This window comes from Ramlibacter sp. (assembly GCF_036676645.1).
Taxonomy (GTDB): Bacteria; Pseudomonadota; Gammaproteobacteria; order Burkholderiales; family Burkholderiaceae_C; genus Ramlibacter.
Genome location: NZ_JAKFCM010000030.1, coordinates 1 through 12549, shown reverse-complemented (window position 1 = coordinate 12549; position 12549 = coordinate 1). Strand labels below are relative to the sequence as shown.

The 12549-nt window shown below is 66.2% G+C and carries 14 protein-coding genes; 11 read left to right on the top strand and 3 right to left on the bottom strand.

Features of this window, described 5'->3' with window-relative positions:
* Positions 1 to 13: 13 nt before the first annotated feature.
* On the bottom strand, positions 14 to 880 hold the full coding sequence (locus V6M57_RS05000; protein ID WP_332813883.1) for a DUF3014 domain-containing protein: 867 nt from the start codon (positions 878 to 880) through the stop codon (positions 14 to 16).
* 102 nt (positions 881 to 982) lie between these two features.
* Positions 983 to 1528 (bottom strand): hypothetical protein, encoded by a 546-nt coding sequence (locus V6M57_RS04995; protein ID WP_332813882.1) that lies wholly within the window; start codon positions 1526 to 1528, stop codon positions 983 to 985.
* Positions 1529 to 1717: 189 nt separating this feature from the next.
* Here V6M57_RS04995 and V6M57_RS04990 point away from each other — a divergent pair, with 189 nt between their 5' ends.
* The 5 genes from V6M57_RS04990 to V6M57_RS04970 all read left to right on the top strand — a co-directional run bounded on the left by V6M57_RS04990 (position 1718) and on the right by V6M57_RS04970 (position 5707).
* The gene (locus tag V6M57_RS04990) at positions 1718 to 2065 is read left to right on the top strand and encodes a hypothetical protein (protein ID WP_332813881.1); all 348 of its coding nucleotides are present in this window, start codon (positions 1718 to 1720) and stop codon (positions 2063 to 2065) included.
* Positions 2066 to 2142: 77 nt separating this feature from the next.
* Complete coding sequence (locus tag V6M57_RS04985) at positions 2143 to 3942, top strand: feruloyl-CoA synthase (protein ID WP_332813880.1); 1800 nt, start codon at positions 2143 to 2145, stop codon at positions 3940 to 3942.
* A gap of 26 nt (positions 3943 to 3968) precedes the next feature.
* A complete protein-coding gene (locus tag V6M57_RS04980) occupies positions 3969 to 4766 on the top strand; it encodes a crotonase/enoyl-CoA hydratase family protein (protein ID WP_332813879.1) in 798 nt (265 codons plus the stop codon).
* Positions 4767 to 4803: 37 nt separating this feature from the next.
* Positions 4804 to 5241: a pyrimidine dimer DNA glycosylase/endonuclease V gene (locus V6M57_RS04975; RefSeq protein WP_332813878.1), complete on the top strand. Its 438-nt coding sequence runs from the start codon at positions 4804 to 4806 to the stop codon at positions 5239 to 5241.
* Between the two features lie 55 nt (positions 5242 to 5296).
* Entirely contained in the window at positions 5297 to 5707 is a 411-nt protein-coding gene (locus tag V6M57_RS04970) for a VOC family protein (RefSeq protein ID WP_332813877.1), read from the top strand.
* A gap of 49 nt (positions 5708 to 5756) precedes the next feature.
* On the opposite strand, the gene V6M57_RS04965 is transcribed toward V6M57_RS04970, so the two are convergent.
* Positions 5757 to 6743, bottom strand: a complete 987-nt coding sequence (locus V6M57_RS04965; RefSeq protein ID WP_332813876.1) for an integron integrase — start codon at positions 6741 to 6743, stop codon at positions 5757 to 5759.
* Between the two features lie 310 nt (positions 6744 to 7053).
* Between V6M57_RS04965 and V6M57_RS04960 the strand changes: the two genes are divergently transcribed.
* The 6 genes from V6M57_RS04960 (at position 7054) to V6M57_RS04935 (ending at position 12430) form a co-directional block, all read left to right on the top strand.
* Positions 7054 to 7617 carry a hypothetical protein gene (locus V6M57_RS04960; protein ID WP_332813875.1) on the top strand — a complete coding sequence of 188 codons (564 nt, stop codon included), beginning with the start codon at positions 7054 to 7056 and terminating at the stop codon, positions 7615 to 7617.
* Positions 7618 to 7701: 84 nt separating this feature from the next.
* The gene (locus tag V6M57_RS04955; protein WP_332813874.1) at positions 7702 to 8532 is read left to right on the top strand and encodes a hypothetical protein; all 831 of its coding nucleotides are present in this window, start codon (positions 7702 to 7704) and stop codon (positions 8530 to 8532) included.
* A gap of 121 nt (positions 8533 to 8653) precedes the next feature.
* Positions 8654 to 8854 carry a KTSC domain-containing protein gene (locus V6M57_RS04950; protein WP_332813873.1) on the top strand — a complete coding sequence of 67 codons (201 nt, stop codon included), beginning with the start codon at positions 8654 to 8656 and terminating at the stop codon, positions 8852 to 8854.
* 547 nt (positions 8855 to 9401) lie between these two features.
* Positions 9402 to 10316, top strand: a complete 915-nt coding sequence (locus tag V6M57_RS04945) for a DUF2971 domain-containing protein (protein WP_332813872.1) — start codon at positions 9402 to 9404, stop codon at positions 10314 to 10316.
* Between the two features lie 114 nt (positions 10317 to 10430).
* Positions 10431 to 11024, top strand: coding sequence for a DUF6988 family protein (locus V6M57_RS04940; protein WP_332813871.1), 594 nt, complete (start codon positions 10431 to 10433; stop codon positions 11022 to 11024).
* Positions 11025 to 11998: 974 nt separating this feature from the next.
* Positions 11999 to 12430: a hypothetical protein gene (locus V6M57_RS04935; protein ID WP_332813870.1), complete on the top strand. Its 432-nt coding sequence runs from the start codon at positions 11999 to 12001 to the stop codon at positions 12428 to 12430.
* Positions 12431 to 12549: the final 119 nt, after the last annotated feature.

Sequence of the window (12549 nt, the reverse complement as noted above, 5' to 3'; positions counted from 1 at the left end):
GTGCGCGCCGGGCTCAGTTGGCGGGGCTGCTGGCGGGCCTGGTGGCTGCACCGGCAGCAAGGGGTTGCGCAGCGACCAGGCGCCGGTACTCCGCCAGCCTGGCCTTCAGCTTCGTGCGTTGCGCCGGCCCCATCCGCAGCAGGATCTTCTGGCCCGCAGGCAGGCCTTGCAGGCGCTCGTCGGTGAACTCGTAGCGCACCCAGGGCCGCTGCGGCTGGTGCGGGCCCTTGACCTCCAGCAGCTGCACTGGCAGGGGGCCTGCCGATTCGGGCGTGCGCAGCAGCACGTCGATCACTTCGACCAGGCGGTCGTTGAAGTAGCGCTTGCCGAAACCGAGGTTCTCGTAGGCCTGCTGGAACAGCGGGTAGGAGCCCCGGTACAGGTCGACGGCCGCCGCCGGATCGACCTTGTCGACGAACTCGACGAAGGCTGCATAGCGCCTGGCGTTGTCCTCCGCGATCACCACGACATCCCCCTGCGTGCGGGTGCTGAAGCGGCCCGGCGTGGGCAGCACCGGCCAGGCCGCCGCGGGCGCATGCTCGCGCGCGAGGTTGTCCACGGTGGCGACGAAACGGGCGGGGAAGTCGGTGTCGCGCAGCAGGGCCATGCCCGTGCGGCCCGCCAGCGCCTGCAGCGCGGCCGCGAAATCGGCCGGCGGCTGCGCCGCGGGCAGGGGGTGCTGGATGGCCGGCTCGCTGGCTGCGGGCGCGGCGGCCTGCACGGGTTCGGCCGTCGCTTGCACGGGGGCGGGCGCAGGCGCACTGTCGCGCCCGTACTGGTACCAGAGCAGCGCGCCGAGCGCGGCGGCCAGCGCCACCAGCAGGCCCGCGCCGATGCGCCGGCGCGCCGCCTTGGGTGCGTAGCCCGCAGGCCTGAACATCAGATCGTCTTGGTGCGGCATCGGTCCACTGTGCATCGATGCGGGCTGGCGTTCAATCATGGATGACCCTGTCGGAGCGCATCGGCCGGGCGCGGCGTGCACTCAGGCGGCGACACGACGCACCCAGCTCGACGCCGCGCGGCGGCGCAGCAGCAGGCGCAGCGGCGCCATCAGGAGCCAGCACGCCAGTGCGCCGCCCGCCAGCGCGACGGTACTGTGCAGCGCCGACGCGAGGCGCAAGGTCGACTGCGGCGGCGGGGTCGGCTGCGTTGCCGCGGGTGCAGCGGTCGCGCCCGAGTCCGCGGCACCGCAGGGTGCGTCGCTCAATCGCTCGCTGCGCTGTCCACGCGAGTCGAACACCACCACGCGGCAGCGCGCCTGCACCTGCGCACCGGATGCGCCCACCAGCGACAGTGCGTAGCCGGGTGGCGTGCCCGTGCGTGTCCAGGGCAGGGCAGCCAGGTAGAACGCGAACGCCATCAGCGGAACCGACAGCACGCACCACAGCGCCACGAACAGCTGGAAGCGCACCGGGGTCATGCCCGGCGCGCGGCGGCGCTCGGCCTTGCAGTGGCCGCAGACCCGCACGCGCGCGGATACGGGCGAGCCGCAGAACGGGCATTCCATCGGATGGGTTGGGGCAGGCATGCGCAGGGTCGTGCTGAGCCAGCAATGATGCGCCAGAGCGGCGCAGCGTGGGGGTGTCTGGAGGGATTGACCCCATGCACCGCCGCTGCGTCGGGGGCGCGAGCTCAACAGCATCGCAGGCCGCTGCCTCAGCAGGCCCCTCGTGCGCGGATTGCCCACAATGCTCATCCCGACTGCAAGTCCCTGCCCGTGAATCCGAACATCCCGAACGCCGAGTTGATCCAGGCCGTCCTGAACGGCCAGGTGGTCCAGGTCACGCCCAACGAGGACGGCTGGACCGACATGGACCCTTCCGTGGCCATCACGACGCTGGTGCGCGCCGCGCCCGGCCTGAAGTTCCGCATCAAGCCGCAGACACTGGTGCACTGGCTGCCGGTGTACCGGCACCAGCGCGATGGCGCCGGCATCGGCAACGTCTATGTCGACCGCAGCCGCGTGCCGCGCGAGCTGCCGGCCGGCCCGGTGGTCAAGCTGCTGCGGCTGGAACTGGATGCGGAGTCGCTGGAGCCGGTGTCGGTCACGAGCGAGCGGATCTAGGCGAGGCCTGACTTTCCCTAGCGCCGGGCGGCGGCGCCCGGGGCTACAGTCATGCCGTTCACCTGGACGGAAACGACATGTCGCTCGATTGGCTCAACGATCCGAAACTCATGGCGCCGCCGCGCGCCGTGCGTGTGCAACTCGACGAAGGCTGCTTCGTGCTGCGCTCGCCGGAGCCGCTCAAGCACTATGCCCGCTGCATCGGCGAATCGCTGGAGCACTGGGCGGCCGAGACGCCGCAGGCACCCGCGTTCGCCGAGCGCAACCCCGATGGCAGCTGGCAGCGCCTGACCTGGGCCGAGGCGCGCGAGCGCGTGGGCCGCATTGCGCAGTCGCTGCTGGACATGCAGCTGCCGCCGAATGCACCGGTGGTGGTGCTGTCGGACAACGGCATGGAGCACCTGCTGCTGGCGCTGGCCGCGATGCACGTGGCGATCCCGGTGTGCACGGTGTCCAGTGCGTTCTGCCGCATGACCCGGGACTACAGCAAGCTGCACGGCATCCTGAACACGCTGGGGCCGGCGCTGGTCTATGCGTCGGATGCGGCGGTGTACGGCGCGGCGATGAGCAGCAGCGGCCTGAACTGCCCGATGGTGCTGGGACGCGGGGCCGAGCAGGTGCCCGGCGCCATTCCCTTCGGCGTGCTGCTGGAGAAGAAGGAGGGCCCGGGCGTGATGCAGGCCTTCGAGGCGATCACGCCGGACGTGCACGCCAAGTACCTGCTGACCTCCGGCTCCACCGGCCACCCCAAGGTGGTGATCAACACCCACCGCATGCTGTGCGCCAACCAGCAGATGATCGCGCAGGCCTGGCGTTTCCTGGCGCACGAGAAGCCGGTGCTGGTGGACTGGCTGCCCTGGAGCCACACCTTCGGCGCCAACCACAACCTGCACATGGTGCTGCGCAACGGCGGCACGCTGGTGATCGACGAAGGCCGGCCGGCGCCGGGCCTGATCGAAAAGACCCTGGCCAACATGGCCGAGGTGCAGCCCACCATCTGGTTCAACGTGCCGCGCGGCTTCGACATGGCGCTGCCGATCCTGGAGAACGACCCCGGGCTGGCCAGGAAGGTGTTCGCGCGGATGCGGGTGGTGTTCTACGCCGGCGCGGCGCTGCCGCAGGCCAGCTGGGAGCGGCTGCAGGCGGTGGCGCGCAAGGCGCGCGGCGAGGAGGTGTGGCTGACCACCTCCTGGGGTGCGACCGAGACCTCGCCGGCCATCACCAGCGCCCACTGGCAGCTGGACCGCGCCGGCGTCATCGGCGGCGTGCTGCCGGGGCTGGAGCTGAAGTTCGTGCCCGACGGCGAGAAGCTGGAGATGCGGGTGCGCGGCGTCAGCATCTTCCCCGGCTACCGCAACTCGCCGCGCCAGACCACGCAGGCCTTCGACGACGAGGGCTACTACTGCCTGGGCGACGCCGGCTACCTGTTCGACGAAGCCCATCCCGAGCGCGGCGTGGTGTTCGACGGCCGCGTGGCCGAGGACTTCAAGCTCACCACGGGTACCTGGGTGTCGGTGGGCACGCTGCGCGTGCGGGCCGTGTCGGCGCTGGCGCCGTTGGCGCAGGACGTGGTGGTCACCGGCCACGACCGCGGCGAGATCGGCTTGCTGGTCTTTCCCACGCCGGCCGCGGCCAAGATGGACAAGGCCGAACTCGCCGCCAGGGTGGCCGCTGCGCTGCGCCAGCTGCGCGAGGAGGCGGGTGGGAGCTCTTCGCACAGCCCCGTGCGCGCGCTGGTGCTGGCCGAGCCGCCCAGCGTGGACACCGGCGAGATCACCGACAAGGGCTACATCAACCAGCGCGCCGTGCTGCAGCGGCGCGCGGAACTGGTGAAGCGCCTGTACGAAGGTGGCGAGGGCGTGATCCTGCCGGCTTGACGGGGCCGGACCTGAAAGCAGCAGCCATGAACGAACAACGAGTCCGCGTCAGCGTGGACGCCCACGGCGTCGCCGAAGTCATCCTCGCCCGCCCCGACAAGATGAACGCGCTGGATCCCGCGATGTTCGAGGCCCTCACCGCCGCCATGGAGCGCCTGCGCGGCGATGCAGCCGTGCGCGCCGTGGTCCTGCACGGCGAGGGCCGCGCGTTCTGCGCCGGCCTGGACAAGTCCAGCTTCGAAGCCATGATGCGCGGCGACCGCAGCTTCGGCGACATCGAACGGCGCACGCATGGCCTGGCCAACCTCTGGCAGCAGGTGGCCTGGGGCTGGCGCGAGCTGCCGGTGCCGGTGGTCGCGGCGGTGCAGGGCGTCGCGTTCGGCGGCGGCCTGCAGATCGCGCTGGGCGCCGACGTGCGCTACGCCCGGCCCGACACGAAGTTCTCGGTCATGGAGATCAAGTGGGGCCTGGTGCCCGACATGAGCGGCTGCGTGTTCATGGCCGAGCTGCTGCGCGCCGACGTCGCGCGCGAGCTCACTTTCAGCGGCCGCGTGGTCGAGAGCGACGAGGCCGTGCGCATCGGCCTGGCCACGCGCATATGCGAAGACCCGTTGGCCGAGGCGCGCGCCCTGGCGCGGCAGATCGCCGGCAGCAGCCCCGACGCGATCCGCGCCGCCAAGCGCCTGCTCAACGGGGCATCGGCCGTGCGGGCCGACGCCGTGCTGCTGGCCGAATCGCGCGAGCAGCAGGCGCTGATCGGCAGCGCCAACCAGGTCGAGGCGGTGAGGGCGGGCCTGGAGGGGCGCGCGGGGGCGTTCCGCTGAGGGAATCGGTCGTGCGCCACTGACTTCCGGTCCCCCCATGCGACTGTGGTCCCTGCACCCCAAGTACCTGGACACGCGCGGACTGGTTGCGCTGTGGCGGGAGGGCCTGCTCGCGCAGGCGGTGCTGCGCGGCGAGACCCGCGGATACCGCCACCACCCGCAACTGGTCCGTTTCAGGATGAGCGCGGCGCCACTCGACGCGGTCGCCGCGTACCTGGGCGTGGTGCACGGCGAAGCCACGCGGCGCGGCTACGCCTTCGATCCGGCCAAGCTGCGGCCGCCGGGTGCCGGCATCGCGATTCCCGTCACCACCGGCCAGCTCGCCTACGAATGGCAGCACCTGCTGGCCAAGCTGGCCGTGCGCGACCCGGCTGCCTACGACCGCCTCCGCTACTTGGGCGCCCCCGATTGCCACCCCTTGTTCCGCGCCTGCGAAGGTGGCGTCGAGGCCTGGGAGCGGCCGAACAGCGATTGAGGGGGATCCGCGCGCCCCTGGGGTCGGCGGAGCGGGACAGAAAGGGAGTGACCGCATGGACCTTCTCGTCAACATCGACGTCGACGACCTCGAACGGGCGATCGGCTTCTACACCGGCGCATTCGACCTGCGCGTGGGCCGGCGCTTCGGCGCGGACGCGGTGGAGCTGCTGGGCGCGAGAGCGCCCATCTATCTCCTGGAAAAGGCGTCCGGCAGCCCGGCCGGCTCCGGGTTCGACCAGCGCCGGGACTATGCCCGCCACTGGACCCCGGTGCACCTGGACATCGTGGTGGCGGACATCGCCGGCAGCGTGGAGCGCGCGGTCAAGGCAGGGGCCACGCTGGAGGAACCGGTCCGCTCGCAAGACTGGGGCCAGCTGGCGCTGATGGCCGATCCGTTCGGCAACGGCTTCTGCCTGGTGCAGTTCGTGGGCAGGGGCTACGACGAGATCGCCGATCCCGCGTAAGGGTGAGTGCGAGCGCGCGGTCCGGACGGAGCGACGCACGACGAATCGATCAGGCGGCGAGCGAATCGAGCGGGCTGGCCGTGCCGCCGGCGGCCACTTTCAGCACATGCGTGTAGATCATGGTGGTGCTGACATCGCTGTGGCCGAGCAGCTCCTGCACCGTGCGGATGTCGGTGCCGCCCTGCAGCAGGTGGGTGGCGAAGCTGTGGCGCAACGTGTGGGCCGACACGCGCTTTTCGATCCCGGCCCGTGCGGCGGCGGCCTTCAGTGCGCGGTGCAGGCGCTCTTCGTACAGGTGGTGGCGCCGGATCACGCCGCTGCGCGGGTCGGTGGCCAGGGTAGGGGAGGGAAACAGCCAATACCAGCCCCAGGTCTGGCCCACGCGCGGGTACTTGGTCTCCAGTGCATGCGGCACGTCGACGCCGGCTTGCTGCTGGCGGCGATCGAGCTGCCACAGCACGCGCGCGTGGACGAGCTGCGCACGCAATTCGCCGGCGAGCGCCTGCGGCAGCATGACCACGCGGTCCTTGTTGCCCTTGGCCTCGCGCACGACGATGACATGGCGATCGAAATCGATGTCCTTCACGCGCAGGCGCAGCCCCTCGAGCAGGCGCATGCCGGTGCCGTACAGCAGGCGCGCAAGCAGCCGCATCGGGCCTTCCATGGCCTGCAGCAGCGCAAGGATCTCCTCGCGCGTGAGCACCGACGGCAGGCGCCGGGCCTGCGACGGCCGGCGCACCTGCTGCATCCAGGGCAGTTCGATGCCCAGCACCTCGCGATAGAGGAACAGCAGCGCGCTCAGGGCCTGGTTGTGGGTGGCGGCGGAAACGTGCCGCTCGGTGGCCAGCATGGATAGAAAGGCCTCCACGTGCGGGGCGCCCAGGTCGCGCGGATGCCGCCGGCCGTGGAAGTGGATGAAGAACCGGATCCAGTACAGATAGGCCTGCTCGGTGCGCAGGCTGTAGTGCAGGTAGCGCACGCGTGAGCGGACTTGGTCCAGCAGGCGCGGGGCGGCGCCAGCCTGTGCGGGAAGCATTGAAGCCGTGGTGGCCATTGGCGCCTTGTACTGGACGCGCGTACAGCAATCAAGTAACTTGTTCACTATGGCCGCGGCTGGCGAATTCGACGGGCCAACCCATACAAGAACAGGCGCAGATTGCGCCGATGCGGCGAAGCAGGTCCCAAAGCGAGGCACCTGCATATCGGCAAAGGGGAGGGGAAATGCAGATCAATCAAGGACTTGCAAGTGCTGCGCCGGGGTTTTTATCCAGCGGCTGCGGGATTGCAGGTCTGACCTTGCGGGTTTCGGCTGCGTGCGAGGCGCGGTCTACATTACGTTAGACCTCATGACGACGCCCGCTCGTGATTCCACGGTGCTAATGATCGGCGAGACGCTACTAATTCTTCAGCGTTTCGAACAGTTCGTCGTAGCGGCGCTTCTTGGAATGGTCTCTCCCGGTGAGGCCGACGCAAAGCTCGAAGCAACTCTGCTCCGAGACAAGGAGACATTGGGAGGTCTCATTCGGCGTCTCGGGGAACGGGTGGAACTCCCGGACCACTTCGCGGAGACTTTCGACCGACTTCTGGAGAGAAGGAACTTCTTCGTTCACAAGCTTTTCATGGCGCCCTGGTTCGACCTGCGCACGCCAGAAGGGCTGTCTCAGGTAGATGACTTCATGCGGGGCATCCGTTCGGATGCAAAGGTGGCGCTGCACGTGCTCATTGCGGCGAACCTCGCTTCTCGCGCGCATCGCATCTCGCCGGAAGCGGACGCGAGGATTGCTGCGATACTGGAACGCATCGAGGCCACTGTGGACCCTTATTTCGGTGGCCTCTCGCCGGATCAGTATGTCGCGAAGGTGGTGAACAATGCACTCGACCAGTTTGCGGTTCGGCCCAAAGAGGTCTAACAGGTCGGTCGACACGGACACGTTGCGGCAAGGGGCCGCTCAGTGCCGTTGGAAATCCCGCACTGTGCGGCCCCTTGCCGCAACGTGCCGGTCACCTTCACGTTAGACCTCAGAAACGTGGTTACTGTCTCGACCCAAGCCCAGTTGCGTGCAGTGCGGGATCTTCCGTTCTGCCACGTGTGCGGGAAGCTATTTGCGCCGGCCGACGAGACAAATCACGATCATGTGCCGGCGCAGACATGCTTTGACCTGTCGGATCGAAACCCGCCACTGAAACTGAAGACTCATTTCCGCTGCAACAATGAGCACACCGGGAACGACGAGAAACTAGGCGAGCTAATAGCTGCGCAGAGGCACAAAGCTCTCGATCCGGCGAACACACGGCTCCACGTGAACCTGCTGACCGCCGCTGACGGCTCCCTTCACGCGGCGTACTTCGACAACCTCGACGTGACTGGGGCAATCCGCCGTTGGGTTGGGGGCTTCCATGCTGCCTTGTATCGGGAACCTCTGTTTCCGGGTACGTGGTTTCAAGTGACACTGCCGCTTCCGCATGGCAGTGTCAAGGAGGACGCGGTTCACATCGAGCCTGTCCCGAAACAGCATCTCGCGTTTGTCGAAGCGCTCAAATCGAATCGAGCGCTCGGCCGAATTGACGCGGTGGTGTCTTGCTCGGGGAAGATGCGATACGAATGCGTGTGGGCTGAAGCAGATGGCGGAGATGGACTATTCTGTATCTTTGGGTTGGACATCTATGGCTGGATTGGGATCGGGGATGCAAAGAATTTCGGCGCCCGCGGATGCACGGGCGCATACATCCTGGGGTCACGCTCTGCGCCCGCGGGCGCAAGCGTTGCGACACGTCTGGTCGTCGAATTCCAGAACCGGGCTCCTTTCGATCCATTCGGGCCATGAGGTCTAACAGGTCGTTCGACGCGGACACGCACCGGCAGGGCGCCGCGAGGCGTGCTAGTGAGCCTACGCCCCGCGGCGCCCTGCCGGTGCGTGCCGGTCAACTCTGACGTTAGGAGTCGCGATGCAGATGATCTCTGTCCGCTCGTCCGCCATCTCCGCTGTGGGCTACGACCCTGAAACCGGGCGAATGAAGATCACGTTCACGCAAGGCCACACCTACGACTTTTGTCGTGTGCCGCGACACGTCTACGAGGGGCTCGTGAGAGCCTCTTCTAAAGGTTCCTATTACAACAACCACATCAAGGATCGCTACCAGTGCTAATTAGTCCGTTGGGGAAACCCTGAACGGCGTTCGGGGCGCGCGCCACCTAACATGGCAATCGACACGGACGCTCTATCGGCGGGCTCTCGCCCGCCTCCTGTTCGCCGGTCATTTCTACGTTAGACCGCAGTGTTAACAGCCCACGGCACTTCATCTATCCTCTTGAAACGTCGGCGAAGGAGCATTCCATGGCTAAAGGTGGCGGCGGTGGCGGTGGCGGTGGCAAGAACGGTGGCGGCGGAGGCGGTTCGCGCACAGGTGGTTCCAGCGGCAGCAGCAAGAGCGGTGGCAGTTCTGGAGGTGGGAGTGGTGGTGGCGGCAAAGGCTACGGCCCTCTTGGTGGCTGGCCCAGTACTACGGGCAACCCCTCTGGCGGCGGCCGGGGTAATGCCCCTCCGTCCAAGTGAGTACTGCAGCGCGCCAGCGGTCTAACAGGTCGTTCGACACGGACACGCACCGGCAGGCCGCCGCGAGGCGCCCAAGTGATCTTGCGCCCCGCGGCGGCCTGCCGGCGCGCGCCGGTCAACTTCGACGTTAGATCTACGCAATGAGCCCATCTGGCGATGCTACCGGCCCTGGAAAGCGCCCCTTCTACAAGTACGTCTCTCCAGACACAGCGCTTGCCATTCTTCGGACGAAGACAGTGCGGTATAGCTCACCGCTACTCTTCAACGATCCATTTGACGTTCAATCTGGATTGCATTTCGACTTCGACCTGAAGTCTCTCCACCGGAAAGTTCTCGACCGCCTGGGAGAGTTGGCGGCAGCCCCGGACGCACCGTCGGTGGATCCGGAGGATGTGTGGGGAAAGGTCGTCTTGGCTGCCCGGAGCTACTACCCTGCCCGCGGCTTTCCTCGCGAACGATGGTCCCAGATGAGTGCACCTCTTTTTGAGATGCTTGTTGGCATCATCGAGGACACACAAAGAAGATACAGAGACCACTGGAGAGAGAAGCTCTTGCCTTCAAGCCGCATCTTCTGCGTTACCGAAGAACGAGACAACTTGCTGATGTGGGCGCACTATGCGAAGGAACACACAGGCGCAGTACTGGAATTCTGGTCACTTCCAGAGGAGGACAACTCTCTGTCCGTCGCCCGCCCAGTCATGTACGCGTCTCGGCCACCTCCATTCTTCACGGAAGCCGAATGGCTCGATGACCTGATGGGGATAAAGAAGTTGGATACATCCGCTTTGTATCGCCGGTATGCCTACGTGAAAAGCGATCATTGGTCATATGAGAAGGAGTGGCGCGCCTGGTACCCGTTGGCGACTTCACCTGAGATGTACGACACTGTGCAACTCCATCCGCGAGAACTACGAGCTGTGTACTTCGGGTGTCGCGCTTCCTCGTCCTTCGTACAGGAAGCCAAGACGCTGGTGGGAAACTCTTTCGCGGATGTCAGTTGCTTTTCTGCTCGGAAGAGCGAGGCAGCATATGAGCTCTCATACGTCGAGATCTAACAGGTCGTTCGACGCGGACACGCAGCGGCATTGCGCCGCGAGCCGCGCGCGAGAGCATACGGCTCGCGGCGCAATGCCGCTGCGTGCCGGTCAACTCCGACGTTAGAGCTCACGATGAAGTCTCTAGTCGATCCGGGCAGCGTCGAATACCTGAACTGGCTCGGGCGAGCCATTCACGAATGCAAGTTGCCGGCGACGAATAGGGTCAGAGCTGCCGCGAGCTGTCTCGCCATCGCGCAAGATCACCATCACGCGATCGTGCTTCTCGTAGATCACCACCTCTACGCCTCGGCATTTGCGCTGGTGCGAGTGGCATTCGAAGCATACGTACGCGGGGAGTGGTTGGCGGCTTGTGCCTCCGAGGAACAGGTCGAATCCTTTGTGCACGGTGACGAGCCGCCCAAATTCAGAGTCCTATTGGAGGAACTCGAGCAGACCGAGGGCTTCAAGCGCCAAGTTCTCTCCAGCATAAAGGCCCATGCTTGGGACGCGATGTGCGCATACACGCATACCGGTGGTCTTCACATCCAGCGTTGGAATACTTCGCATGCGATAGAGCCTGGGTATGAGGAAGCCGAGGTGCGAGAAGTGTTGGATTTCGCTGAGACCGTCGGCTCCCTTGCGGTCATTGGTGTCGCCAAGTTGGCCGAAGATGTCGAAGCCGCCCGTGCGGTTCTGGAGCGCTTCAAACAGAGGAAGGGGCAGTGAGCTCTAACAGGTCGGTCGACTCGGACACGTTGCGGCAAGGCGCCGCGAGGCGCCGTTGGATATCCTGCACCTCGCGGCGCCTTGCCGCAACGTGCCGGTCACCTTTACGTTATGCGTGATTCAATCGAAGAGGGTCGCGAGTTCGGTTTTTCTGCAGGCTGCGTGGCGTTGCGCTCGCAGCGGCCCTCTCGAAGCTCTTTGCGCCGCGCCGGCTCGACCCTCGCGCGCTGCTCTGGCCTCCTCTTCGAAGGCGGTCGGTTCAGCGTCGTCGGAGTCGCCGCTGGTTCGTGTCTGCTGCACTCGCAGACGCCGCGGCAAACACTGCCTTCCACCAGGCCGTCCGGGAACGGCGGCCCTGAGCATCGCCGCGAGCATGGTCGCTCGTATTGCGGATTGGGTGGCTGTTCGGACGCTCCGCCCTGTGTTGGAAGGGCCTCCTGGATGCCCCTCGTCCCATCTGGCCCGCCGCTGTTCTCTCGTCAGCCCGTGCATAACGGGGCAATCGACACGGACGCCCTGGGGCAGCCGTGCGCTTCGCGAGCGCCGCGCCCTGGGCGCCGGTCATTTCTGCGTTAGACCGCAGACAAGCCATGAGCATTGCACCTGATCACGCGCAGCTCGAAGCCCTGAGTGACGAGGAGCTCGTAGCTCGGTACAACGCCGCGGCGGCGAGCACTGTAGTGGGTACAGGGTTCTATCGGGAAGAAATTGCGCGTCGGCAAATGGCTAGGGAGAGTGCCCGCATGCTGACGCTCACGCGTACTATGGCGAAGCTGACGTGGGCCATCTTGGCTCTCACCATCGTCAACGTGCTGCTCGTTGCAGTGCCTCTATTTCGGTAAGGCGACGCGTGCGGTCTAACAGGTCGTTCGACACGGACACGCACCGGCGGGGCGCCGCGAGGCGTGCTGGTGAGCTTACGCTTCGCAGCGCCCCGCCGGTGCGTGCCGGTCAACTCCGACGTTAGAGCTCACGTGAACGTCCCGGCAAGTACAGGCGCACTAAGTCTCATGCAGGAGGCTTGGACGAGAGCAAAGAAGTTTGTTCTTCCCGAGGATGTTATCTCGCTGAAAGTGATCTTCGACAACGTTCGGAACTACCTGATGTGCGCGGCCGTTGTCGGCGCACTCGGAGCGCTCGGCCCCATGGGGCAGCACGAGGTGCCCGCGCCTCTGGTCGCGTTTGCAGTCGGCCTGGTCGTAGCGAATGCTTTTCAGAGTTGGCTCATCTTCCAGAAGTGGACGTCCCGGATCGGCCAGTTCCAGGCCGAGGTGCGCCCCCGCTGGGGTAAGTTCAAGCGCCGTGTGATGCGTGTCTTCCTGTTCTTTCTCCTACTCCCAGTCTTCGCGGCGACGTTTCAGGCCTTCGGGGTGTTAATTGCATGGGCAATGCGTGGGGGTAAGTGAGGTGAGCTCTAACAGGTTGTTCGACACGGACACGCAGCGGCAGGGCACCGCGAACCGTGCTTGTGAGCTTACGTCTCGCGGCGCCCTGCCGCTGCGTGCCGGTCAACTCCGACGTTAGA

What these genes read in the sequence shown, in the direction of transcription:
- V6M57_RS05000 (WP_332813883.1), bottom strand. Translation starts at nt 880, where the DNA reads ATGTTCAGGCCTGCGGGCTACGCACCCAAGGCGGCGCGCCGGCGCATC.
- V6M57_RS04995 (WP_332813882.1), bottom strand. Translation starts at nt 1,528, where the DNA reads ATGCCTGCCCCAACCCATCCGATGGAATGCCCGTTCTGCGGCTCGCCC.
- V6M57_RS04985 (WP_332813880.1), top strand. Translation starts at nt 2,143, where the DNA reads ATGTCGCTCGATTGGCTCAACGATCCGAAACTCATGGCGCCGCCGCGC.
- V6M57_RS04980 (WP_332813879.1), top strand. Translation starts at nt 3,969, where the DNA reads ATGAACGAACAACGAGTCCGCGTCAGCGTGGACGCCCACGGCGTCGCC.
- V6M57_RS04975 (WP_332813878.1), top strand. Translation starts at nt 4,804, where the DNA reads ATGCGACTGTGGTCCCTGCACCCCAAGTACCTGGACACGCGCGGACTG.
- V6M57_RS04970 (WP_332813877.1), top strand. Translation starts at nt 5,297, where the DNA reads ATGGACCTTCTCGTCAACATCGACGTCGACGACCTCGAACGGGCGATC.
- V6M57_RS04965 (WP_332813876.1), bottom strand. Translation starts at nt 6,743, where the DNA reads ATGCTTCCCGCACAGGCTGGCGCCGCCCCGCGCCTGCTGGACCAAGTC.
- V6M57_RS04960 (WP_332813875.1), top strand. Translation starts at nt 7,054, where the DNA reads ATGACGACGCCCGCTCGTGATTCCACGGTGCTAATGATCGGCGAGACG.
- V6M57_RS04950 (WP_332813873.1), top strand. Translation starts at nt 8,654, where the DNA reads ATGCAGATGATCTCTGTCCGCTCGTCCGCCATCTCCGCTGTGGGCTAC.
- V6M57_RS04945 (WP_332813872.1), top strand. Translation starts at nt 9,402, where the DNA reads ATGAGCCCATCTGGCGATGCTACCGGCCCTGGAAAGCGCCCCTTCTAC.
- V6M57_RS04940 (WP_332813871.1), top strand. Translation starts at nt 10,431, where the DNA reads ATGAAGTCTCTAGTCGATCCGGGCAGCGTCGAATACCTGAACTGGCTC.